Source organism: Desulfocurvibacter africanus subsp. africanus DSM 2603 (assembly GCF_000422545.1).
In the GTDB taxonomy this organism is placed as follows: domain Bacteria; phylum Desulfobacterota; class Desulfovibrionia; order Desulfovibrionales; family Desulfovibrionaceae; genus Desulfocurvibacter; species Desulfocurvibacter africanus.
In genome coordinates this window covers 1-22428 of the sequence record NZ_AULZ01000008.1, presented here as the reverse complement: position 1 = coordinate 22428, position 22428 = coordinate 1, and the positions used below count along the sequence as shown (strand labels likewise).

General features: G+C 63.5%; 21 protein-coding genes. 13 read left to right on the top strand and 8 right to left on the bottom strand.

The genetic code is table 11. The features are described from left to right. From H585_RS0105605 to mreB, 13 genes are all read left to right on the top strand, one after another. A complete protein-coding gene (locus H585_RS0105605) occupies positions 1–735 on the top strand; it encodes a fumarate reductase iron-sulfur subunit (protein ID WP_014259788.1) in 735 nt (244 codons plus the stop codon). A 10-nt stretch (positions 736–745) separates the two neighbouring features. Beyond that, positions 746–1585, top strand: coding sequence for a fumarate hydratase (locus H585_RS0105600; protein WP_014259789.1), 840 nt, complete (start codon positions 746–748; stop codon positions 1583–1585). Next, on the top strand, positions 1585–2142 hold the full coding sequence (locus H585_RS0105595) for a Fe-S-containing hydro-lyase (RefSeq protein ID WP_005988735.1): 558 nt from the start codon (positions 1585–1587) through the stop codon (positions 2140–2142). The genes H585_RS0105600 and H585_RS0105595 overlap by 1 nt, the downstream gene beginning before the upstream one ends. 58 nt (positions 2143–2200) lie before the next feature. After that, positions 2201–3523, top strand: coding sequence for a malic enzyme-like NAD(P)-binding protein (locus H585_RS0105590; RefSeq protein WP_014259790.1), 1323 nt, complete (start codon positions 2201–2203; stop codon positions 3521–3523). Positions 3524–3673: 150 nt separating this feature from the next. Continuing rightward, a complete protein-coding gene (locus tag H585_RS0105585; RefSeq protein ID WP_027367103.1) occupies positions 3674–5197 on the top strand; it encodes an SLC13 family permease in 1524 nt (507 codons plus the stop codon). Positions 5198–5311: 114 nt separating this feature from the next. Continuing rightward, positions 5312–6076, top strand: coding sequence for a cytochrome c3 family protein (locus H585_RS0105580; RefSeq protein ID WP_014259792.1), 765 nt, complete (start codon positions 5312–5314; stop codon positions 6074–6076). Positions 6077–6081: 5 nt separating this feature from the next. After that, the gene (locus H585_RS0105575) at positions 6082–7209 is read left to right on the top strand and encodes an electron transporter RnfC (protein ID WP_027367101.1); all 1128 of its coding nucleotides are present in this window, start codon (positions 6082–6084) and stop codon (positions 7207–7209) included. 247 nt (positions 7210–7456) lie between these two features. Further along, positions 7457–8461, top strand: coding sequence for an RnfABCDGE type electron transport complex subunit D (locus H585_RS0105570; protein ID WP_014259794.1), 1005 nt, complete (start codon positions 7457–7459; stop codon positions 8459–8461). 3 nt (positions 8462–8464) lie between these two features. Continuing rightward, positions 8465–9046 (top strand): RnfABCDGE type electron transport complex subunit G, encoded by a 582-nt coding sequence (gene rnfG / locus H585_RS0105565; RefSeq protein ID WP_027367099.1) that lies wholly within the window; start codon positions 8465–8467, stop codon positions 9044–9046. Between the two features lie 41 nt (positions 9047–9087). Next, a complete protein-coding gene (rsxE, locus tag H585_RS0105560; protein ID WP_027367098.1) occupies positions 9088–9768 on the top strand; it encodes an electron transport complex subunit RsxE in 681 nt (226 codons plus the stop codon). Between the two features lie 9 nt (positions 9769–9777). Continuing rightward, entirely contained in the window at positions 9778–10356 is a 579-nt protein-coding gene (locus H585_RS0105555) for an electron transport complex protein RnfA (protein WP_027367097.1), read from the top strand. Between the two features lie 147 nt (positions 10357–10503). Next, positions 10504–12600, top strand: a complete 2097-nt coding sequence (locus H585_RS0105550) for an FAD-dependent oxidoreductase (RefSeq protein ID WP_027367096.1) — start codon at positions 10504–10506, stop codon at positions 12598–12600. A gap of 260 nt (positions 12601–12860) precedes the next feature. Continuing rightward, positions 12861–13874: a rod shape-determining protein gene (mreB, locus tag H585_RS0105545; RefSeq protein ID WP_014259799.1), complete on the top strand. Its 1014-nt coding sequence runs from the start codon at positions 12861–12863 to the stop codon at positions 13872–13874. Between the two features lie 190 nt (positions 13875–14064). On the opposite strand, the gene H585_RS0105540 is transcribed toward mreB, so the two are convergent. The 8 genes from H585_RS0105540 to H585_RS0105505 form a co-directional block, all read right to left on the bottom strand. Continuing rightward, on the bottom strand, positions 14065–14472 hold the full coding sequence (locus H585_RS0105540; protein WP_027367095.1) for a hypothetical protein: 408 nt from the start codon (positions 14470–14472) through the stop codon (positions 14065–14067). A gap of 223 nt (positions 14473–14695) precedes the next feature. Then, a complete protein-coding gene (locus H585_RS0105535) occupies positions 14696–16384 on the bottom strand; it encodes a GAF domain-containing hybrid sensor histidine kinase/response regulator (RefSeq protein WP_027367094.1) in 1689 nt (562 codons plus the stop codon). A gap of 102 nt (positions 16385–16486) precedes the next feature. Next, positions 16487–17500 carry a 4Fe-4S binding protein gene (locus tag H585_RS0105530; RefSeq protein ID WP_027367093.1) on the bottom strand — a complete coding sequence of 338 codons (1014 nt, stop codon included), beginning with the start codon at positions 17498–17500 and terminating at the stop codon, positions 16487–16489. Next, positions 17497–17934, bottom strand: coding sequence for a hypothetical protein (locus H585_RS0105525; RefSeq protein WP_014259803.1), 438 nt, complete (start codon positions 17932–17934; stop codon positions 17497–17499). Before H585_RS0105525 ends, H585_RS0105530 begins: the two co-directional genes overlap by 4 nt. Before the next feature lie 152 nt (positions 17935–18086). Beyond that, complete coding sequence (locus H585_RS0105520; protein ID WP_027367092.1) at positions 18087–18698, bottom strand: FmdE family protein; 612 nt, start codon at positions 18696–18698, stop codon at positions 18087–18089. Positions 18699–18714: 16 nt separating this feature from the next. Continuing rightward, positions 18715–19473 carry an ABC transporter ATP-binding protein gene (locus tag H585_RS0105515; RefSeq protein WP_027367091.1) on the bottom strand — a complete coding sequence of 253 codons (759 nt, stop codon included), beginning with the start codon at positions 19471–19473 and terminating at the stop codon, positions 18715–18717. Beyond that, entirely contained in the window at positions 19470–20540 is a 1071-nt protein-coding gene (locus H585_RS0105510; RefSeq protein ID WP_027367090.1) for a FecCD family ABC transporter permease, read from the bottom strand. Before H585_RS0105510 ends, H585_RS0105515 begins: the two co-directional genes overlap by 4 nt. Before the next feature lie 2 nt (positions 20541–20542). After that, on the bottom strand, positions 20543–21664 hold the full coding sequence (locus H585_RS0105505; protein WP_027367089.1) for an iron ABC transporter substrate-binding protein: 1122 nt from the start codon (positions 21662–21664) through the stop codon (positions 20543–20545). Positions 21665–22428 lie beyond the last annotated feature (764 nt).

The window sequence follows — 22428 nt, the reverse complement described above, 5'->3', positions numbered from 1 at the left end:
ATGGCCAGAAACCTTCAGTTCGAGATATTCCGTTACAACCCGCAAGATCCCGCGTCCGTTCCGCACATGCAAAAGTACGTGCTGGACGAGACCGAGAACATGACCCTGTTCATCGCCCTCAACCGCCTGCGCGAAGAGCAGGACCCGTCGCTGCAGTTCGACTTCTGCTGCCGCGCGGCCATCTGCGGGGCGTGCGCCATGGTCATCAACGGCAGGCCCAACCTGGCCTGCAAGACCAAGACGAAGGAACTGCCGGACGAGATCACGCTTCTGCCCCTGCCAGTGTTCAAGCTGGTTGGTGATCTGTCCGTGGATACGGGCGTCTGGTTCCGCCAGATGTACGACAAGGTCGAATCCTGGGTGCACACCAGCAAGGCCTTCGACCCGGCGGCGCTCGAGGAGCGCATGGACAATGCCGTGGCCGAGCAGGTCTACGAACTCGAGCGCTGCATCGAGTGCGGCTGCTGCGTGTCGGCCTGCGGCACGGCGCGCCTGCGTCCCGATTTCCTGGGCGCCGCCAGCCTGAACCGCATCGCCCGCTTCGTGGTGGACCCGCGCGACCAGCGCTCGGACAAGGACTACTACCAGATCATCGGCAACGACGAGGGCATCTTCGGCTGCATGGGCCTGCTGGCCTGCGAGGACGTATGTCCCAAGGGACTGCCGCTGCAGAACCAGCTCGGTTTCCTGCGTCGCAGGATGGGCATTACGGCGCTCAAGCGGCTGTTCAAGTAAGGGGGAGATGATGCGCGAGATTCCCGCACAACAGATCATCGATACCGTGGCCGACATGTGCATCAAGGCCAACCGCTATCTGCCCGCCGACGTCAAGCGCGCCTTCGACGCCTGCGCCGCGGCCGAGGATTTGCCGGCGGCCAAGGAGGTCTTTCGTCAGCTCAAGGAGAACTACGAGCTGGCCGAGGAGACCGGCCTGCCGCTGTGCCAGGACACTGGCTTGGCCGTGTTCTTCGTGGACGTGGGCGACGACGTGCGCGTCACGGGCATGAACCTGCGCGAGGCCATCAACGAAGGCGTGCGCAAGGGCTACAAGGACGGCTTCCTGCGCAAGTCTTCCTGCGATCCCATGACGCGCAAGAACGTGGGCGACAACACGCCGGCCATCGTGCACTTCGACATGGTGCCCGGCGACAAGCTCAAGATCAGCTTCATGGCCAAGGGCGGCGGCTCGGAGAACATGAGCCGCGTGACCATGCTCGCCCCGGCCCAGGGCTGGGAAGGCATCAAGAAGTTCGTGATCCAGCGCCTGGCCGAGGCCGGTCCCAACCCCTGCCCGCCTACCATCCTCGGCATCGGCGTGGGCGGCACCTTCGACTATGCGCCCATTCTGGCCAAGAAGGCTCTCATGCGGTCCCTGGACGCGCTCCATCCCGATCCCAAGATCGCGGCCATGGAGCAGGAGCTGCTTGCGGCCGTGAACAAGCTGGGCATCGGCCCCATGGGCCTCGGCGGCAAGACCACCTGCCTGGGCGTGAAGATCGAGATGCGCCCCTGCCACCTGGCCAGCCTGCCCTTGGCGGTCAACGTCCAGTGCCACTCTTCCCGACACCAGGAGGTGGAGATCTGATGGCGGAATATTCGCTCAAGACGCCTCTGACCGACGCTGACATCCAGAAGCTCAAGGTCGGAGACGTGGTCAAGCTCACGGGCACCATCTACACGGCCCGCGACGCGGCCCACAAACGGCTGGTGGAGACCCTGGACAAGGGCGACGAACTGCCCTTCCGGCTGGAGGGTTCACTCATCTACTACGTGGGTCCCAGTCCCGCGCCTCCGGGGCGGCCCATCGGCGCGGCCGGGCCGACCACGAGCTACCGCATGGACAGCTATGCGCCGCGCCTGCACGGCCTGGGCCTCAAGGGCACCATCGGCAAAGGCAAGCGCAGCGAGGAGGTCAAGCAGGCCCTGCGCGAGCACAAGGCCGCCTACTTCGGGGCCACGGGCGGCGCGGGCGCGCTGCTCTCCAAGTGCATCACGGCGGCCAAGGTCATCGCTTACGAGGAACTCGGCCCCGAGGCCATCCGCGAGTTGAGTGTCAAGGATTTCCCGCTGCTGGTCATCAATGACTGCCAGGGCGGGGAACTGTACGCCAAGCCGGACCTCAAGGCCGCCGGGCTGGAGTAGGCCAGGCTGGGATAGGTTTGTCGCGCGCGAGTGCACACATGAACACTGGGAGGATATGATGGCTCTTTACACGAAGCAGGAAGCGCTGGAGTACCATTCCAAGGGCCACAAGGGCAAAGTCGAGGTCGTGCCCATCAAGCCCTGCAAGACCCAGAAGCACCTGTCCATGGCCTACAGCCCCGGCGTGGCCGAGGCCTGCCGCGCCATCCACCAGGATCAGTCCTTGGTCTACGAGTACACCGGTCGCGGTAACCTGGTGGCCGTTGTCTCCAACGGCACGGCGGTGCTGGGCCTGGGCAACATCGGCCCCCATGCCGGCAAGCCGGTCATGGAAGGCAAGGGCGTTTTGTTCAAGGTCTTCGCCGACGTGGATGTCTACGATATCAACCTGGACTGCAACGATCCGGACAAGCTCATCGAGATCGTCAAGTCCCTGGAGCCCACCTTCGGCGGCATCAACCTGGAAGACATCAAGGCTCCCGAGTGCTTCTACATAGAAGAGAAGCTCAAGGCCATGATGGACATCCCGGTATTCCATGACGACCAGCACGGCACGGCCATCATCTCCGGCGCGGGCCTCATCAACGCCCTGGAGATCAGCGGCAAGCGCGTCGAGGACATGAAGCTCGTGGTCTCGGGCGCGGGCGCCAGCGCCATCGCCTGCACCAAGTTCTACCTGAGCCTCGGCATCCAGAAAGAGAACGTCTACATGTACGACTCCAAGGGTCTGCTGCATGAGGGACGCAAGGACCTGAACGAGACCAAGAAGTTCTTCGCCCAGAAGAAGGACGTCGGCTCCCTGGGCGAAGGTCTCAAGGGCGCGGACATGTTCCTGGGCCTGTCCGCGGCCGGCACGGTCAGCAAGGATATGGTCAAGGGCATGGGCAAGAATCCCATCATCTACGCCTGCGCCAACCCCGATCCCGAGATCCCTTACCCGGACGCCAAGGAAGCCCGGCCCGACGCCATCATGGGCACCGGCCGCTCGGACTTCCCCAACCAGATCAACAACGTGCTCGGCTTCCCCTTCATCTTCCGTGGCGCGCTTGACGTGCAGGCCAAGGCCATAAACGAGGAGATGAAGATCGCCGCGGCCAAGGCCCTGGCCGCCCTGGCCAAGGAGCCCGCGCCCGACTACGTTTGCCAGGCCTACGGGGTCAAGGAACTCAAGTTCGGCGTGGACTACGTGATCCCCAAGCCGCTGGACCTGCGGCTCATCGAGTGGGAATCCACGGCCGTGGCCCAGGCGGCCATGGACACCGGCGTGGCCCGCAAGCCCATCGCGGACATGGAAGCCTACAAGAAGTCCCTGCGCGAGCGTCTCGGCGAGTCGCGCAAGCGCGTCGAGGCCTTCGTGGATATGTACAACCTGGACGTCTAGCCCAGGCTGTCTTCAACGTAATTTTACAACCCGCGCGCCTCGCGCGCCCGTCCGCGGCCCGGTGGACGGGTCGCGCGAGGGCTGCGCGGCAAATATAGAGGAGTGAGGCATGTAACGTCCCCCTTCTGGGGGCAAACAAGGGGAGGTCCCGTGAAAGAGTCTAGTCAAGGTCGAAGGATAGGTTTTATCCTTGGCCCCATCCTGTTCATTGCCATGCTGCTCCTGCCAGTGCCCGAGGGTATGAAGCCCGAGGCCTGGAAAGTGGCAGCCATCACCGTACTCATGGCCGTCTGGTGGATCACCGAGGCCATTCCCATTCCGGCCACGTCGCTGCTGCCCATCGTGCTGTTCCCTGCTTTGGGCATCATGAAGTCGGCGCAAGCCACAATTCCTTACGCCGACCATCTCATATTCCTGTTCATGGGCGGCTTCTTCATCGCCGTGACCATGGAGCGCTGGAACCTGCATCGGCGCATCGCCATTCACACCATCAGGCTGGTGGGCACGAGCCCCTCGCGCATGACGCTCGGCTTCATGCTGGCCACGGGCTTCCTGTCCATGTGGATATCCAACACCGCCACGGCCATGATGATGGTGCCCATCGGTCTGGCCGTGGTCATGCAAGCAACCGGCCTGAATAGCGATCAGATGCGTGAGCGCGTGGGAGGCTCCACGGGCGAAATCAACTTCGGCAAAGGCCTCATGCTGGGCATCGCCTACGCTGCGTCCATCGGCGGCGTGGCCACCATCATAGGCACTCCGCCCAACGTCATCATGGTCGGCATGATCGCGAAGTTGTACGGCCAGACCATCAGCTTCGCCGAGTGGATGATGTACGGCGTGCCCTTGTCCGCAATCATGCTGGCCATTACCTGGTTTCTGCTGACCAAGGTGCTGTTCAAGACCGGCAACCTGGAGCTCGGCGGAGGCGCGGCCATCATCGAGAAAGAGCTGCGCGATCTTGGGCCCATGAAGAAGGAAGAGAAGTACATCGTTTACGTGGGCCTCGTGGTCTCCTTGATGTGGATATTCCAGGCGCTCATCGTCAAGTACCTGGGCTTCAAGATGATCGCCGACGCGACCATCGGCATTCTTGGCGCCCTGGCCATGTTCGCCATCCCCTCCGACTTCAAGAAGGGCGAGTTTCTGCTCAACTGGAAGACCGCGGTCAAGATCCCCTGGGACGTCATCCTGCTCTTCGGCGGCGGTCTGGCCATCGCCAACGGCTTCGCCAAGACCGACCTGGCGGTTTGGATAGCCCAGCAGCTCACGCTGCTCGACGGCCTGAGCATGCTCTCCTTCGTCGCCATCGTGGTGACCATGACCATCTTCCTGACCGAGGTCACCTCGAACACCGCGACCGCCACGCTGCTCATTCCCATCATGGGCGCGTCCGCCGTGGCCCTGGGCGTGCATCCGTACGCCACCATCGTCGGCGCGGTCGTGGCGGCCTCCTACGCCTTCATGCTGCCCGTGGCCACGCCGCCCAACGCGGTCATCTTCGGCACGGGCTGTGTGACCATCCCGCAGATGGCCAAGGCCGGCGTGTGGCTGAACATCATAGGCATCATCCTTATCACGGGCTTTACCGCCTACATCATGCCCGCGCTGTGGGGCGTGGAGTTGAATACGCTGCCTGAATGGGCAAACGTCACGGCGACATCGGTGCCGTAACGGGCCTCTGGTTGTGAACGGGCGGGGCGCAAGGGCGCCCCGCCCACACCCTCCCGAGTCTTCCGGACGGGAGGAACATAGGTCCGGGCGCACTTCGCGCCCAAGCGAGGGACCATGCGACTGCCCAGGAAGTATTTCCCCATCATCGCCACATGCGCGGTGCTGCTGGTCGTGGCCGTGGCCGGGTATCTGACCCCGGCTGAATCCCAGAAACTTCCGGTACGCATCCTTTTCGACAATACGGGCGGAAAGGTGGTCTTCACCCACCTGCGTCACCATCGTGACTACGCCATCGCCTGCGAAGCCTGCCACCACGAGAACGCACCCCAGGGCGCCGAGCCACTGCCGTGCGGCTCCTGCCATCCGCTGGCCTTTGACGAGCAGTATGTGAAGCAGCACGTGGCTTCCTTCCCGGACAAAACGTACTGCATCCAGTGCCACCACCTGGAATACGCCAAGCTGAATTTCGGCCATGACGAGCATGTGGAGTACGCCGGCGGAGACTGCCAGGCCTGTCACCACGGCCCTGACATCGAGCCCGAGCCCCAGTCCTGCCGCAGCTGCCACCCCGAGGAAAAACCTGAGAGCGGTGACTCCATGCCCGATCAGATGGAAGCAGGTCACACCCGTTGCGCCAGCTGCCATCAGGATATGTTCGACCACGGCCTGACAAGCTGCAAATCCTGTCATGTGGAGGCGGACATGACCAAGTGGCACGGAGACTTCACCGGCTGCGCCCAATGTCATGACGAGCACCCCGAGAAGGAACTGGTGCTCACGCGCACCAATGCCTTCCACGACCAGTGCATGAGTTGTCACGAGGAGCGTCGGCAGGGGCCCTACAAAGACGATGACTGCAACAAGTGCCATATCCGGTGATCGCCATGAACAGGATGTTTTCTCCATCAACGGATCCGGGTCCAGCCGCAATGGCCTTGCCGGCGCCGGTCCGCGCTTGCGTGCCCCTGGCCGGCCATGCTCCTAGAGTGTCTTGCGGCCAGGCCGTGACCAAGGGTCAGCTTGTGGCCGAGGCGCTGGAACCAGGCCTGGGCGACGCGCACGCGCCCGTGGCCGGCAAGGTCGATCTGGTGGACAAGTGGAACGTGTGCGTAGTTGCGCAGGGCGAGGCCAGGGCTGAGCCGGTCGACCTCGCGGCGCTGGAGGGCGGCACGTTGCGCGCGGTCCTGCGGAGCCTGGGCGTGGATATCGCACCTCTGGCGGTAATAAACACGCTGGTGATCAACGGGCTCAACTCCGAGCCGGGCGTTACCTCGGCCGAGCTGCTTTTGCGGGACTTCGCGCCCACGCTGCAGGCAGGCCTGGACCTGGCCCGCAGGGTCATGGGCGCAAGTGTGTGCGTGCTGGCGTTGCGCCAGGGCGTGGCCGCCTCGCTGGCGGGCTGCGACACCAGATCCGTGCCCGCTGTCTACCCGCAGACCCTGGACCCCTTGGTCATCAAGGCCGTGACGGGCAAGGAGAATCCCGAGGGCGTGGCCGCACTGTCCGTGCATGAATTGTTCTGCCTGGGGCAGGTGGCCGAGACTGGTCTGCCCTGCGACAGGACCGTGCTCACGGTCGGCGAGCGCAACTTCCTGGTCGTCGTGGGCACGCCCGTGTCCGAAGTGCTCGCAGCCGCCGGCCTGGATGCTCGGGACGGCGACCGGGTGGTATTGGACGGCCTCTTTCGCGGCTTCACGGCCCGCTCCCTGGGGCAAGGCGTGGACAAGGGCGTGTATGGCTTGTCGGTAGTGCCGGCCGGGGCGCATGCTCCCGTAACCGATGCGCCGTGCATGGAATGCGGCAAGTGCGTGCGTATCTGTCCATCCAGGGTGGACCCGGGCTTGCTCTCGGGCTGCGCCGAGTTCGGGCTGCTCAAGCAGGCCGTGGACAATTACATCGACGCCTGCATGGAGTGCGGCCTGTGCGCCTACGTGTGCCCCACGCACCGGCCCGTGCTGCAGTATATCCGCCTGGCCAAGCAGCAGTTGCGCGAGGTGGCCGAATCAGTCTGATATTAGAGCATTTGCTTTTGAAAATGCTCTGCAAGCCGTGCGTCGGCATGGCTTGCCGCCGCGTAGGCGTAGGCGCAATTCACTTGCGCCGTCAACGCCGAAGCGGGCGTCTTAAAGGCAATCTGCTCTAGAGATTGCACAAGCGAGGACTGCCTCTGATTATGATCGATGGGAGACTGTTTCCCTCGGCCTTCGCGATATGAGCTGTTTGAAAACGACTTGGTCCGACAACCCGGGAGACTGCCATATGCAATCTCTGACGCCCGATAAAACGGCGCGAGTACTCGGGGCGGGAGCACTGCGCCCCCTGACCGCCGCGCCCGTGCTCACGGTCTCGGCTCCGCCCTTTGCTCACGCCGGCTCCAGCGTGCGCTCCCTGATGCTGACCTCCATCGCCGCTCTGGCTCCTGCCGCGATAATGGCGGCAGTGGCTTATGGACTGCCGGCCGTGCGCGTCATGGCCTTGTGCGGGGCCACGGCCATAATAACCGAAACCTTGTGCGAGCGGCTCATGGGCCGTCAGAGCAGCGCGGACGACTACCACTGCCTGTACGTGGGTCTCGTGCTGGCCTTCCTCCTGCCAGCCGCCGCGCCATGGTGGCTGGCCGTCATGGGCGCGGCGTCGAGCATAGTGCTCGGCAAGATGATCTTCGGCGGCCTGGGAGGCAGCCCCCTGAGTCCGGCCCTTGTGGGTTGGGCAGTGTGCCGCTTGTCTTGGCCCGAGGCCATGGACGCCGAGTTCTCTATGCTGGCCTCGGAGTTGATTTCGCCCCTGCACCATCTCAAGTTCTTCGGCCCCGAGGCCGTGGACGGGATCACGTCCGTGCAGCTCCTGCTGGGGCGGCAGCTCGGCGGCCTGGGCGCAAGCCAGCTCTGGGCCGTATCGGCGGGCGGTCTGTTGCTTCTGGCCCTTGGCCGGGTGCGTTGGGAAATTCCGCTGGCTTTTCTAACCGGTCTGGTCGCCACCACGGGAATCTATTGGCTGAGCGATCCGGCGTCCCATGCCTCGCCGCTCTTCCACCTGCTGGCGGGCAGCGCCATTTTCGTGGCCTTCTTCGCCGCCACGGACGAACCCTCCAGTCCATCGCGCGTGCTGCCCATGCTCCTGTTCGGCCTGTTGGCCGGCGCGCTGACGGCCGTCATCCGCATCTACGGCATCTATCCCGACGGCGCGCCCTTCGCCGTGTTGCTGGCCAATCTGTTCACACCGATGCTGGCCCGCATCCGGCCCAAACCTTTCGGAGCGAGGTAGGCCATGCGCGAGATGTTCAAGATGGTCGTGGTGCTCTCGGTCATCGCCGGTCTGTCCGGCCTGACCCTGGCCTCCCTGCGCGAATACACCGCCCCGCGCATCGAGGAGCAGGTATTGGCCTATGTGCAGAGACCGGTGCTCGATGCAGTCATCGGCCAGCGTGACAACGACCCGGTTCAGGACCGTCAGACCTTCGTTTTGCCGAGTACGGGCCGCGAAGTCCTGGTCTTTCCGGTCATACGGGAAGGTCGGCTCGTGGGCGTGGCTTTCGAAACCCAGGGCCCTGGTTACGGCGGGGACATCGGCGTCATCACAGCCTTTTCCCTGGAGTCGGACCGCATCATGGGCATCGGCATGACGACCATGAAGGAAACACCGGGCGTGGGCACTCGCGTGGCGCAACACGGCTTCACCACGCAGTTCCACAACCGCGCCCTGGACGGGCTGGCGCTGTCGGCCCAGGGAGGATCGGTCAACGCCGTGGCCGGGGCCACGGTTTCCTCCACCGGGGCCGTCGAGGCCGTGCGTCAGGCAGCGGAAATTTACAAGGCGCTTAAGCCCGAATTCGAGAAGACCTGGTCCTGACACATCCGGGATCGGTTATAGTTTTAGCCTGGAGGCATCGCATGAACGCGCTGTGGAAGGAATTCTCCAAGGGTCTGTGGAAGGAGCTGCCGCCATTCAAACTCGTGCTCGGCCTGTGTCCGACCCTGGCCGTGACCAAGACGGCCGGCAATGGCCTGGGCATGGGCTTGGCGGTCATCTTCGTACTGGCCTTGTCCAACCTCCTGGTCTCCCTGGTGCGCAATATCATCCCGCCCAAGGTGCGCATCGCCTGCTTCATCGTCATCGCCGCGACCCTGGTCGTAGCCGTGGAGCTGCTCATGCAGGCTTATGCCTATCCGCTCTACCTGCAACTGGGCATCTTCGTGCCGCTCATCGTGGTCAACTGCATCATCCTGGGCCGCGCCGAGGCCTTCGCCTCTCGCAACGGGCCGCTGCTGTCCGTGGCCGACGGCCTGGGCCTGGGCCTGGGCTTCGCCATGTCCCTGACGTTCCTGGGCGGGCTGCGCGAGCTGCTTGGCTACGGCACACTTTTCGGCCAGCAGATCGCTTGGTCGAGCTTCAAACCCTTCGGTTTCATGGTCGAGGCGCCCGGGGCCTTCGTCTGCCTGGGACTGCTCCTGGGAGCCATGAACTACGCGACCAATTGGCGCCGCAGGCGGCAGGGCTTGGCCGAGATTGAGAACCTGAGCTGCGGCTCGTGCCGGGCCTGCTCGGCGGCGGGCATCCGCGGCGGCAAGTAGGAGAGCGCCATGCAGGAATACTTCCTTCTTTTCGTGGCCGCGGTTTTCGTCAACAATATCGTGCTGGCCCAATATCTGGGCAACTGCCCGTTCATCGGCACCTCCAAGGAGAGCGGGGTGGCGCTCGGCATGGGCGCGGCCGTGGTCTTCGTCTCGGTCATGGCCGCGGCGATCACCTGGCTGGTGCAAAAATACCTGCTGGAGCCCTTCGGCATAGGCTACCTGCAGACCTTGACCTTCATCCTGGTCATCGCGGCCCTGGTGCAGTTCGTGGAGATGTTTCTCAAGAAGGCCATGCCACCCCTGTATAAAGCCCTCGGCATCTTCCTGCCGCTGATCACCACCAACTGCGCCGTGCTGGGCATCGCGCTCATCACCCAGCGCGCCGAGTATTCGTTCATCAAGACCGTAGCCTTCGCGCTGTTTTCGGGGGCTGGGTTCATGCTGGCGCTGGTGCTCCTGGCCGGCATCCGCGAACGTCTGGCGGTCAAGCGCGTGCCCCGCTCCCTGCGCGGCACGCCCATTGGTTTGGCCATGGCCGGGCTCATGTCCCTGGCCTTTTTCGCCTTCAAGGGCATGATAGGGTAGCAGCCCGTTGAAAAACGGGCTGTTCGGGCCAGGATGGCCCGCCGGGTGCGCAGCAACCGTCCGGTATGGTGGAGCTTTGCTCAACCATTCCGGAGTTGAAAAAGTGCAGGGCGGACTTTTTCAACAGTCTGTCAGGGAGGAGGTCGTATGATTCTATCCTCGATGCTTGTACTTTTCGGCCTGGGCCTGGTGTCGGCCCTGGTGCTCGCCGTGGCCTCCAGGCTGCTGTTCGTGAAAGAGGACCCGCGCATCGCGCAGGTGGAGGGCGCATTGCCCGGCGCGAACTGCGGGGGCTGCGGCTATCCGGGCTGCGCCGGCGCGGCCGCGGCGGTGGTCTCTGGCCAGGCCGACGCCGGGGTATGCGTGGTGGGCGGCATGGAAACGGCCCAGAAGGTCGCGGCCATCATGGGTCTGTCCGTGGTTGAGCGCGAGCCGCAACTTGCCGTGCCCGATTGCACGGGCGGACCGCGCGCCGAGGAAGCCTTCAGCTATGAGGGAGTGGACGACTGCCGCGCCGCGGCCATGCTCTACGGCGGCTCCAAACGCTGCCCCGAAGGCTGTCTCGGTCTGGGCTCCTGCGTGAAGGTCTGTCCTTTCGACGCCATCCACATGGGACCGGACAACCTGCCGCACGTAAACCCCGCCGAATGCCGGGCCTGCGGCAAATGCGTGGCCGTATGTCCGCGCGGGGTCATCAGCGTGCTCGGGCTGACCACCAGGCTCCTGCACTTGAATCAGACCAACGACTGTCTGCCGCCCTGCCGCCAGAAGTGCCCTGGCCAGATCAACATTCCGCGCTACGTCGAGCAGGTGCGCCAGGGCGACTACGAGGGAGCCGTGGCGACCATCCGCGAACGCAACCCGTTGTTGCTGGTCTGCGGCCGCGTCTGCCCCAGGCCCTGCGAAACCGTTTGTCGCAGGGGCAATGTGGATGAGCCCGTGGGCATCAACATGCTCAAACGTTTCGTGGCCGACCACGAAATGCATTCCGGCACGCGCTTTCCGGTGCCCGTGGCCAAGGATACGGGCCGCAAGGTGGCCGTGATCGGCGGCGGGCCGGCGGGCCTGTCCTGCGCCTTCTTCCTTCGCCGATTGGGCCATAGCCCGACCATCCTGGAGGCCATGCCCGAGTTGGGCGGACAATTGCGCTACGGCATTCCCGAGTACCGCTTGCCTAAGGCCGTCCTCGACTGGGAGATCCAGGGCATCCTGGACATGGGCGTGGAGGCGCGCACGGGCGACAGGTTCGGCAAGGACTTCAGCATCGACAGCCTTAAGACCGAGGGCTTCGAGGCCTTCTTCCTGGGCATCGGCGCTTGGGAGCACTCGACCATGCGCGTGGATAACGAGGACGCGCCCGGTGTCATGGGCGGCACCGAGTTCCTCACGACCCACGCGCTGGGCCGCACGCCGGAGGTCGGCAAGCGGGTCGTGGTCGTTGGCGGCGGCAACACGGCCATGGACGCCGCGCGCACGTGCATCCGCCTGGGCGCGGAGGTGACCCTGGTCTACCGTCGCTCGCGCAAGGAAATGCCGGCCAACGCGGAGGAAGTCGACGCAGCCGAGGAAGAGGGCGTCAAGTACCTGTTCCTGGCAGCGCCCACGCGCGTGGTGCTGGACGGGAACGGCCGGGCCAAGGGCCTTGAGTGGCAGCGCATGGAGCTGGGCGAGCCCGATGCCTCGGGCCGGCGCAGACCCGTGCCCGTGCCGGGCTCGGAAACGGTCATAGAGGCCGATTTCATCGTCGCGGCCATCGGCCAGAAGCCGGATATCTCCTGTCTCTACGAGGATGGGAAGGCGTGCCCCCTGGAAACCACCAAGTGGAAGACCATCGTGGCCAATCCCGACACGCTGCAGACCGCCGTAGAAAGCGTGTTCACGGGCGGCGACGTGTTCACCGGCCCGGATCTGGTCATCACCGCCGTGGGCGCCGGCCGCAAGGCCGCACGCTCCATACACTACCTGCTGACCGAGGGGCGCATCCCGGTGTCCGAGAAGACTCAGCGCGAGATGATTCCCTGGACGCTCTTCAAGGAGGTGCCGGGCGTGGAGGTCAAGGCAAGAGCTAGGATGCCGCACCTGTGCGAGGGCGACGAGCGCACGTGCACCTTCTCCGAGGTCGAAGGCGCCATCCCGGAGCAGGACGCCCTCAAGGAAGCCGCGCGCTGCCTGCAGTGCGGCCTGCTATGCTACAACCGCGACATTGACGCCAACCCGGAAGTGCCCCTGGACCAAGTGCATTGATTCTGCGGCCGTGCGAGTGCGAACTGAAGAGAGGCCGGATTCGGCCTCTCTTTTTGTGATCCGTAAGCTGGTATGTCGACCCTATTGTGCGATTGCTCTGGCTAACGCAGTTTGCCACATGAATTGGGGAGGCAGGATAATCATTTCCATGCCTTATCACGCTCCAAAGTCGGAGCAGGCCGTCTGCGGCCATAACGCAGTTTGACCAGGGCTCGCGCGCGGTCTATTGGTAGCTTTCGTACACTGATCAGGAGGACATAATGCGTAATGTGCTGCAGCGGATGCGCTGTGTAATGGATAAGGATATCGGCATTGATCTCGGCACCAAGAACATCTCGGTCTATGTGAAGGGGCGAGGCCTCGTATTCCATGAGCCCACGGTAGTGGCCATAAAGCGCGGGAACGGCAAGGTGCTGGCCTTGGGGGGAGCGGCAAAGCGCATGCTGGGCCGCTCATCGCGGGATGTGCAGGTGGTCAACCCCATGCGTGAAGGGGTCATCGCTGACCTTTCGGCCACCGAGGCCATCTTTCGCCACATGTTCGAACAGGTGCTGGGCTATGGGTCCTACAGACGCTCCAAGGTTATGATCTGCGCGCCCATCGGCTCAACGCACCTGGAGCGGCGAGCCCTGCGCAACGCTGTGCAGTCCGTGGGCGCGCGCAGCATGGACATGCTCGACGAGCCAATGGCCGCTGCTCTGGGGGCCAAGCTGCCTGTGGCCGAGCCCGTGGCCAGCATGATCGTGGATATTGGCGGGGGCATCACCGAGGCTGCCATTATCTCGCTGGGCGGAATCGTGAACCACACGTCGATGCGCTGCGGCGGCGAGAAAATGGATGAAGCCATCCAAAGCCACGTCCGGCGCAGGCACAACATGCTTATCAGTCGGGGCGAGGCCGAGGAGGCCAAGATACACGCGGGCAAGGCGCATCCGGACCTGGAAGATATGGTCGTAACCGTGCGTGGCCGCAATCTGGCCACGGGCCTGCCGGATGCCGTGAAAGTGACTTCGGCTGAAATCCACGAGGCAATCCGCGAGCAGGTGAGCGCCATCGAGCGCATCGCGCATGAGGCTCTCGAGCGTTGCCCGGCCGAGTTGGCCGGCGATCTCATGACGAGCGGCATCAATCTAACAGGAGGCGGCAGCCTGCTGCGCGGCATGGACGATTATTTGCGGGAAAAGTTGGGGATCCCGGTTCGCGTCATGGACGATCCGCTCCGGAGCATCGTGCGTGGGTTGGGCTATGTCCTGGAGTCGCCCAGAGAGGCCTAGATTGCCCAGGCCAACAGGGCCGAGCAGCACTCAAAAATAGGTGAATGCTTATCGAAAGCAGACCACGCGACGTGGTTGCAGCAGCCTGCCATTGCACTACGCAGGCCCGCAGACGCGCTTTTCCTGGGAACTGCTTGGCGGGAGAGACTCTTGGAGGGCAGAGCTCCTTTCAGGAGCTTGTGCGGCGGCCTTAGCCGCCCGACGCGTCCGTCTGGGGCTTGGCGGCCGCGAGGCCCAGCGAGGCCAGATCCTTTGTCAGCCGGGCCTTGGCCTCGGCCGGTATGCGGAAGGCCAGGTCCATGGTGCCTACGCGCACCGTGAACAGCATGCCGCCATCGCTGCCCGGCGCAATCTTGGCCGAGGTCGTTTCGATGGGCTTGCCTACGGCTCGTGCACCCTTTTCGATATCCTCGCGTTGCGAGAGCGGCAGCTTGTCGGCGGCCATATGCGCCAATCCGGCCAAAAGAGGCACGAACCTGGCCATCTGCTGGTTGTCGAAGGCGATGGAGATGCGCTTGGCTTCGGTGGAGGTGAGTTCCACCAGGATGACGCGTCCGTCGCTGGAGGTGCCGCCGTGAAAATCCTGAATGTATTTCATGCGTCGGTTCCGGGATAAGTTGATTGATGCTGCTGAGCGTTTAAAGTCTGCCTAGGAGAAACAGGACCTGCCGTCAAGATAAGGTATGTAATGAAAAAGACGCGTCCGAGCGAGGTTTAATAGTGTCCGTGCGGTGCAAGACGCACGCGATCAACGGCCGAGGGTTGCTCTGCTCGGGGGGGAAAAGCCGGTGGCTGGTCCTGCTGGGAAGCCGAGAACGGATTCATCTGCGGGGAATGGCATTGAGTTTCGCGTCAAGATCGTCCATGTCCACGGGTTTTGGGATGTAGTCGTCCATTCCGGCATTCAAAAACCGCTCGCGGTCCCCGCTTAGGGCGTAGGCGGTCAGGGCGATGATGGGAATGTTGGCCGGAGCGCCCGGAACCTGGCCTTCACGGATGCGTCGGGTGGCCTCGACCCCGTCCATCTCGGGCATCTGCGCGTCCATGAGCACTACCTCGAAGGGCCGCTCGGCCAGGCGATCCAGTGCTTCGCGGCCTGTAGCCGCCACGGTGACAGCGTGGCCCCGGACCTTGAGCATTTCCGTAAGCACGAACTGATTGATGGGATTGTCCTCGGCAAGAAGTATGTTGAGCGGCTTGGTCGATGTGGCCGTCCTGCCGTTGGTAGCCATGGGCCTCTCCAACTGCCGCTCCATGCGGTCGAATTCGGCGGTGAAATGAAATGTGGAGCCCAGGCCCGGCTCACTGTCGACCCATATGCGCCCGCCCATGCGCTCCACGAGTTCCTTGGAGATGGTCAGGCCAAGGCCTGTGCCGCCGTACTTGGCATGAGCCGAAGCCTCGGCCTGGGAGAAGCTCTGGAAAATGGCCTGCTGTCGCTCGGCTGGAATGCCGATGCCCGTGTCGCGCACGCTGAAGTGCAGCCGCACGGCTTCGGGATGCTGTAGGTCGCTCGGTTCCCTGGCTACATGCAGTTCGATGCGGCCGCGCTCGGTGAACTTGAGGGCATTGCCCAGGAGATTCGTCAGCACCTGCCGTAATCGGCCCTCATCGCCTACCAGCCAGACCGGGACGGTTGGGGAAACGGCGAGGTTCAGCGCGAGGCCTTTTTCCTCGGCAATCATGGACATGGGACCGAGCACCGAGTCCAGGGCTTCGCGCGGCTGAAAAGGTTTGCGCTGGGGTGCAAACCTGCCGGCCTCGATTCTGGACAGGTCCAGAATGTCATTGATGATATCCAGCAGGGCTCGGCCCGACTGGCGAATGAGCTTGAAGTGCTCTTTGACATGCTGGGGGCAGCGCCGCTCCGCGAGTTCGGCCATGCCGAGAATGGCGTTGAGCGGTGTGCGGATTTCATGACTCATATTAGCCAGGAATTCGCTCTTGGCTCTGGTTGCGGCCACGGCCAGGGCTTTCTGGCTCTCCAGTTCGGCGATGCGCTCCTGCAGTTCGGCGTATAGGCGCACGTTCTCCATGGCCACTGATGTCGCGTCGGCCAGGGCCTGCAGCACGCTCAGCTCGCGCCGCGATGGCCTGTGCCGTCTTGCCCAATACGCGCCTATGGCCGCCGTGGGCTCTTCCCGGTGCACGGGCACCACCAGCAGGCTTTTGACAAAGGTGGGCTCGTAGACACCGGGAGGGATGCGTTCGTCGGCGGAGATATCTTCAATGGCCGCCGGCTGCCTATGCAGCATGACCCACCCGCCGATGCACTTTTCCATGGGGAAGCGCATGCCCTTGAAAAGGGGCCTTATGGCGCTCTCGTCGGCGTAGTAGGACAAGTCTCCTTCGCGCAGGATGAAGGTGGCTCCATCCGCGCCCATGAGGTCCCTGGCCGCAGAGCGGACCACGGCCGCGATATCCCTGATTTCCCGCGCCCGAGATAGATCCCGGCTGGCCTTGACCAGTCTTTCCAGGGCCTTCTGGTAAGAAATGTCGTAAGTCTTCATTGTCCTGCCTGTAAAAACTGAGGGGCCAGGACATATCTGTATACTCGCTTTTCCCGCGCTTGCCAGGGAAGAAGGCTGAATTGTGAAGGCTTACTTCCCGATTCAGGGGCTTTTAGCATTCAGGAGAGCCTCGATCTCCAGAGGGTCGCCACGGGACGGCTCGCGCTCAAGGTGCAGGGCTTGGTGATCGCAACGCGTCAGGCATACGCCGCAGCCCATGCATTGCTTCTCGTCCACCCAGGCGTGGTCGTCGCGGATTCCCATCGCGCCGAAGGGACAGGCCTCCGTGCAGGCGCCGCAGCCCGCGCAATGTTCGGTCTCGACCCGGCAGACGTAGCCCGAGGATGCCAGCATGGGCACCCCGCGCTTGTGGGCCTGCATGGCTCCGCAACAGCACGAGCAGCAGTTGCAGATGGCGTAGAAGCGTCCCAGCATGGCGTCCTTGAAAAAGGCATGATGCGCGTGGCCGCGCGCGTCCTCGGCCGAGAGGATGTCCAAAGCCTCCTGCACGCTGATGCGCCGGGTGCGCTTGGGGTGGTGTTCCAGCATGAACGAGGCGAACGGATCGCCCACGAGGAGGCATACGCTCAGAGGCAGGCAGGGGTTTGGCGAGGCCGCGCGGCAGGGGCAGTCCAGGGCCGCGATCAACGTCGGGTTCTTAAGCACTATGTCGCGGGCCTGGGTGTACGGGATGACCTGTTCGGGCAGCTCCAGGCTCACTTCACGTCCCACGCTGATGAGCTTGCGCGCCGAGTCGAGGGACACGGCCTTGCCGTGGTACGAATCGGCAAATACTTTTTTCCCTCTGTCAGGATCGGTCCCGCCGCCGCTCAGCAGCCTGGAAAACTTACCCAGGCCGGCCAGGAGCGGGTAGATCAGCCTGGAGGCGGGGTGCTGGCCCTTGGCCATGGCTATGTAGAGATAGCACCAGCGGCCGTAGACATAGGCGTGCAGCCTGTCGAAGACCGTGAAGCCCGGCGTGCGGCGGGCTTCGTCCAGGAAGGCGCGTGTGGAGGGCTTCATTGGCAGGGGTATTCGCATGTATGTAGATAGCCGGACAGATGAGGGAAATGCAAGCCTCTCCTTTCTCGGGCTTCTGCTTTCTCCCTGCGTCATTCTTGCTCCTGCTCCTCTTCGGCCTGGATCTCCTCCCGCTCTTGCGGTGAGAGCCGTGCGCCGACACGCTCCAGTGCCTGGGGTCCGTATTCATCGCAGTAGCGGCGGGTCACATCGGCATCCAGGGAGGCTTCCTGACCCATGCGTTCGCTTTCGCAGGCCATGTTCCGAGCAGCGTAGTAATCCTCGTAGGCCTGGCGGTATTCGCCTCTTCGCTCGTGGCATTCCGCCAGGACATTGCGGGCCCATAGCCGCTCGTATTCATTGGCGTCTTCACCCGCCAGGCTTTCCACCGTGTATTCATATGGCGTAGCCAGATCCAACGGACAATCCTCGGGCCGGTGCAGGCTTCCGGAACCGCCACGCCAACCGGCGCAGGACGTGGCGAGCAGCGCGAGAATCAACAGAATCAGGGATACGACCTGCCGCTTCATGATCAACCTCCTGGGGTAAGGGCCCAAGCCGTCGTTTTCATAGTAGCAGGCGCGGCGGGAAGGAGAAGCGAAAATTCGGGCAAATGGAACGCAAGCCGAGGTGTTGAACTGGGCCGGGAGCCATTCGCCCGGCCCTTGAAGCGGACAAGGCGTCAGATCTTTTGCTCTACCTGCTCGAAGCAGGGGATGCACAGGGTCTCGCCGCCGAAGCGACGGGTGCGCGACTCCATGGTCAACTCGCCGCAATGGGCGCAGGCCAGGCTATCCAGGATGCGCGCTGGCCTGGGTGGCAGGGACTCGATGGCCTCTATGCTGAACAGGATCTCCAGGTCGGCGTCCATAATTGCTTTCTGGACCTGCGCACGCAGCTCCTGCGAGCGGCGTTTCTCCTCCTCGCTGGCCGTGCCGTCCACGATCCTCTTCATTAACTCGCGCATCTCCACGCCGGCCGGACCGTAGGCATCGGGCCTGAGCAGCGCGCGCAGGGCCTTGCCGTCCGACCGGCGATGAAAACTGAAGGCCATCTTGCCATGGTCGCGATGGATGAAGTTGCCCTTGCCGTAGGTGCAGCCCGTGAGGAACTGGATGGCGTCCGCCCCGCACATGTCCGTTTCGCTCACGGCCACGAGGGGGCTCTGATCGTTGTGGCCCAGCTCGCGCAGACAAAGCTCGGCGGCGCGCAGGCCGATGCTCAGGCCAGGGCACTCGTGCCCATGGAATTCAATGGTTTTGGCGATTTGCTCGGTACTTAAAGAACAGCCCATGCTGATTTCTCCTCTTTCAGATGTCCTTGGGGATGATGAACGGTTGCCGGCCGTGGTGCACTATGTCCACGGCCACGCCGTAGACGGACTCGATGACCTCGGGGCCCAGTTCGTCGGGCGTGCACAGGGCGTGGACGCGGCCGTCCTTGATTAACAGGAGCCGGTGCGCGAAGCGCAGGGCCGTGTTCAGGTCGTGCATGGTCATGATCGCGGCCATACCGTGGCCTTCGACCACGTGCCGGATGGTGCGCAGCACCTCCAACTGGTTGCGCAGGTCCAGGGAGCTGGTCGGCTCGTCCAGCAGCATAATTTGGGGCTCCTGAACCAGGGCGCGGGCGATGCAGACCTTTTGCAATTCGCCGCCGCTCATCCGGTCGATGGAACGCAGGGCTAGATGGCTCAGGCCTACGTGGCGCAGGGCTGCCTCGACTAGGCGCAGATCCCTGGCCGATGCGCGCCAGCCCATATGCGGCTTGCGGCCCAGCAGCACGGCGTCGAAGGCGGTCATGCGCCCGGCTTCAGCGCGCTGCGCCACGTAGCTCAACCGCTTGGCAACCTCGGCGCGGGCCATGCGGAACACGTCCAGACCCTCGACCAGCACCGCGCCGCCCCTGGGCCTGTGCATGGCGTTCAGGCACTTGAGCAGCGTGGTCTTGCCCACGCCGTTGGGCCCAAGCACTGCCAGTATCTCACCGGCCGCTATATCGAAACCCAGGCTGTCCAGCACCTGGCGACCGTCGTATCCGAAGCAGAGGTCTTTAGCGTGCAGGATCATCGCCGCCCCCGGACCAAAAGAAACAGGAAGGTAGGCGCGCCCAGGAAAGCCGTGAGCACGGACACGGGCAGCACGTGCGGGGCCAGGGCCAGCCGCGCGGCCGTGTCCGCCGCGAGCAGCAACGCCCCGCCAAGCAGGCAGCTAGCGGGCAGCAGAAAGCAGTGATCATCCCCGATCATGCGCCGGGCTATATGCGGACAGACCAGGCCCACGAAGCCGATGATGCCGAGAAAGGACACGACGGTCGCCGTGAGCACGCAGGCCGCGAGCATCCCGGTCAGGCGCACGCGCTCCACGAGCACGCCCAGGCCATGCGCGGTTTCGTCGCCCGCGTCGATGGCGTTGTAGTTCCACCGGTTGGCGATGAAGAAGACCATGGCCGGAACCACGACCCCGGCCATGATGCCGATTTCGCGCCAGCCAGCGCGGGCCGTGTCGCCGAAGGTCCAGAAGACCATGGCCGCCAACTGCACGTCGTCGGCGAAGTATTGCAGGAGCATGGTTCCGGCCGTGAACAGCGAGCCCAGGGCCACTCCGGCCAGGACCATGACCTCGGGCGTGGTCCCGCGCAAGCGCGCCACGGCCACGATGACCAGGGCCGCCAGCAGGCAGAAGGCGAAGGCGCAGGCCGTGGTCAGCCATGGGTTCAGGATGGTCACGGCCCCGGCGTTGGCGCTTTGCATGATTCCTGATCCCAGCACCATGACCGAGAAAGCCGCGCCGAAAGCCCCGGCTTGGGACACGCCCAAGGTGAAGGGCGAGCCGAGCGGATTGCGCAGGATGGACTGCATGGCCGCGCCGGCCACGGCCAGGCCTATGCCGGCCAGAATGGCGGCCAGAGCCTGGGGCAGGCGGATGTTCCAGATGATGAGCGCCAGGCGCGTGTTGTCGGCTTGGCCCAGCAGCGTGCGCAGCACGTCCGCCAAGGGGATGCGCACCGCACCCAGGGATACGGCTGTTACCAGCAATAGGCCCGACAGGCCCACGAGGCCGATCAAAAGGAGTGTCTTGCGGCTGATGTAGGCTGAATACTCGGCCGGGATTACGCCGTCCTCGAAATGGGGCACGGCTACTTCACCGGCACTGGCTGAAAGGCCAGGTTACGGAATAGCGCGTTCATCTGCCCGAACACGGGCTTGCCGACCAGGAAGGCGTAGATCTCGTCAGCCTTGGTCGCCGGATCGACGTCCGCGAAGCGCTCGGGATAAAGCGTCTTGCCCACGAAGTAGCCGTCGGCGAAGATGGAGCCGAAATTTTCGGAGTACCAGTTGAAGGGAAGCACGCCGAACACCCGCCCCTTGCGCACGGCCGTCAGGCTGCGGTAGGCCGGGTCCGTGCGCAACTCGTGCAGTCCGCCGGCCGAGTCGCCAAGTTGCAAGGTGGACAGGTCCAAGAAAAGCACGTCCGGATCCCAGGCCACTATCTGTTCCTTGGCCACCACGGCCTGGGACAGGCTCTTGCCCTCGGGCGCGAGAGTGGCGGCCAGGTTGCGTGCGTTGGTGAACACGAAGGGCGGGTAGGACGGCTCGGTGGAGTGGAAGCCGTGCGGCCCACGTGCCGCGAGGCCGCCCACGTAGCAGGATATGCGCTGATCAGTCGGGATATCGCGCGTGCGCAGCGTCAGGTCGGCCTGGAGGGCGTCGAAGTAGGCGATGACCGCCTCGGCTCGCTCGGTCTTGCCCAGCACTTCGCCCATGAGGCGCAGGGCGTGATTCAAGTTTTGTCTGTCGTAGGTAAGGTTTCCGTACTTGAGCACGATTACAGGGATGCCTGTTTTGGTCTGCAGCAGTTCAGGCTCATGCCCCATGGTCGAGTAGGTCTTGAAGATCGCCTGCGGCGAGGGCTCCAGGTTCAGGATACGTTCGGGATTATCGTGGCCGCGAAACTCACCGAACACGGGCAGGTTCTTGAATTGCGGGTTGGCCAGGGCATAGGGCCGGGCGTCGAACGTGTTGCGCCGAGTCTCGATGTCGTCCACGGCCACGACGCGCTCCTGCGCCTGAAGATAGCTCAACAGGCGCAGGCATCCCGGCCCCGAGCAGATGACCCGCTCGACCTGGACTGGTACAGACACAGTGCGCCCATGGGCGTCGGTGATGGTGTGAGTCGGGCCGGCCAAGGCCGTGCTGGTGCATAGACAGAACAGCAGCGCACAGAGCAGTGAGGTGACGGGTAGTCGGAGGGGGTCCATTTTCAACCTCGTGTATATGTAGCATTAATATGTAACTCGTGCTACGAATATGCTTAGCGATTACCGAGTAGTAAGTCAAAGCGCAAGTAGCGCATCCGAATGGAAACAAGGCCGCTTAGCGGCCAAGTAGTCTGCGCCAGGAAAGGGAGCCCACTGGCATCGCTCGGCAAGGTATGTGACTAGCGCCGAATGCAGCCCGGATGGATACATGGATTGAGGAAGGGTAAGTTTGAACAACCAATTCACCCAATTCATCTGTGGCCAACAGCGGAAAAGCTGGAGTTTGGAATGGCGCATGGCTGAATTTAAACAATGGTTCGAGGCAAATTTCAAAAAAAAGGTTTTTGTGGTTGACGAGGGAAGACGAAAGACATAGATAGCTCGTCCGCCACGAGGCTGGGCCGAGTCTCCGTCAAGGAGAGGCGACGGTTCTGTGAAAGCTGAATTTTTCCGTTTGGACGAAGATTCCCCGACCATATTTGAATGGGGGCTGCCCAGCGGGGTGGTCGCAAAAAAAAGGTTGGCCGGGGAGTTGACGGCGCAAGGCAAACAGCCTAGATAGCCCGTCCGCCCGCGAGATGTCGCGAGTGGCTGGCGAAGGGGGTGCCCTTGGCCAGGCTTTACTGAGTAGGTGGCAAGGCTTGAAACAAGCCGAAAAAAAAGCCGCTGAAAAGAGTTGACGAAAGGGGCGAGGGCGACTAAGAAGCACACCTCGCGCCGGACGAAAGCTCTTGGGCGAAAGCCCGCGCACAAGTCCAAGCGGA

What these genes read in the sequence shown, in the direction of transcription:
- H585_RS0105550 (WP_027367096.1), top strand. Translation starts at nt 10,504, where the DNA reads ATGATTCTATCCTCGATGCTTGTACTTTTCGGCCTGGGCCTGGTGTCG.
- H585_RS0105595 (WP_005988735.1), top strand. Translation starts at nt 1,585, where the DNA reads ATGGCGGAATATTCGCTCAAGACGCCTCTGACCGACGCTGACATCCAG.
- H585_RS0105555 (WP_027367097.1), top strand. Translation starts at nt 9,778, where the DNA reads ATGCAGGAATACTTCCTTCTTTTCGTGGCCGCGGTTTTCGTCAACAAT.
- H585_RS0105590 (WP_014259790.1), top strand. Translation starts at nt 2,201, where the DNA reads ATGGCTCTTTACACGAAGCAGGAAGCGCTGGAGTACCATTCCAAGGGC.
- H585_RS0105605 (WP_014259788.1), top strand. Translation starts at nt 1, where the DNA reads ATGGCCAGAAACCTTCAGTTCGAGATATTCCGTTACAACCCGCAAGAT.
- H585_RS0105540 (WP_027367095.1), bottom strand. Translation starts at nt 14,472, where the DNA reads ATGAAATACATTCAGGATTTTCACGGCGGCACCTCCAGCGACGGACGC.
- H585_RS0105525 (WP_014259803.1), bottom strand. Translation starts at nt 17,934, where the DNA reads ATGAAGCGGCAGGTCGTATCCCTGATTCTGTTGATTCTCGCGCTGCTC.
- rnfG (WP_027367099.1), top strand. Translation starts at nt 8,465, where the DNA reads ATGCGCGAGATGTTCAAGATGGTCGTGGTGCTCTCGGTCATCGCCGGT.
- H585_RS0105600 (WP_014259789.1), top strand. Translation starts at nt 746, where the DNA reads ATGCGCGAGATTCCCGCACAACAGATCATCGATACCGTGGCCGACATG.
- H585_RS0105575 (WP_027367101.1), top strand. Translation starts at nt 6,082, where the DNA reads ATGAACAGGATGTTTTCTCCATCAACGGATCCGGGTCCAGCCGCAATG.
- rsxE (WP_027367098.1), top strand. Translation starts at nt 9,088, where the DNA reads ATGAACGCGCTGTGGAAGGAATTCTCCAAGGGTCTGTGGAAGGAGCTG.
- H585_RS0105570 (WP_014259794.1), top strand. Translation starts at nt 7,457, where the DNA reads ATGCAATCTCTGACGCCCGATAAAACGGCGCGAGTACTCGGGGCGGGA.
- H585_RS0105530 (WP_027367093.1), bottom strand. Translation starts at nt 17,500, where the DNA reads ATGACGCAGGGAGAAAGCAGAAGCCCGAGAAAGGAGAGGCTTGCATTT.
- H585_RS0105535 (WP_027367094.1), bottom strand. Translation starts at nt 16,384, where the DNA reads ATGAAGACTTACGACATTTCTTACCAGAAGGCCCTGGAAAGACTGGTC.
- H585_RS0105515 (WP_027367091.1), bottom strand. Translation starts at nt 19,473, where the DNA reads ATGATCCTGCACGCTAAAGACCTCTGCTTCGGATACGACGGTCGCCAG.
- H585_RS0105520 (WP_027367092.1), bottom strand. Translation starts at nt 18,698, where the DNA reads ATGGGCTGTTCTTTAAGTACCGAGCAAATCGCCAAAACCATTGAATTC.
- mreB (WP_014259799.1), top strand. Translation starts at nt 12,861, where the DNA reads ATGCGTAATGTGCTGCAGCGGATGCGCTGTGTAATGGATAAGGATATC.
- H585_RS0105505 (WP_027367089.1), bottom strand. Translation starts at nt 21,664, where the DNA reads ATGGACCCCCTCCGACTACCCGTCACCTCACTGCTCTGTGCGCTGCTG.
- H585_RS0105580 (WP_014259792.1), top strand. Translation starts at nt 5,312, where the DNA reads ATGCGACTGCCCAGGAAGTATTTCCCCATCATCGCCACATGCGCGGTG.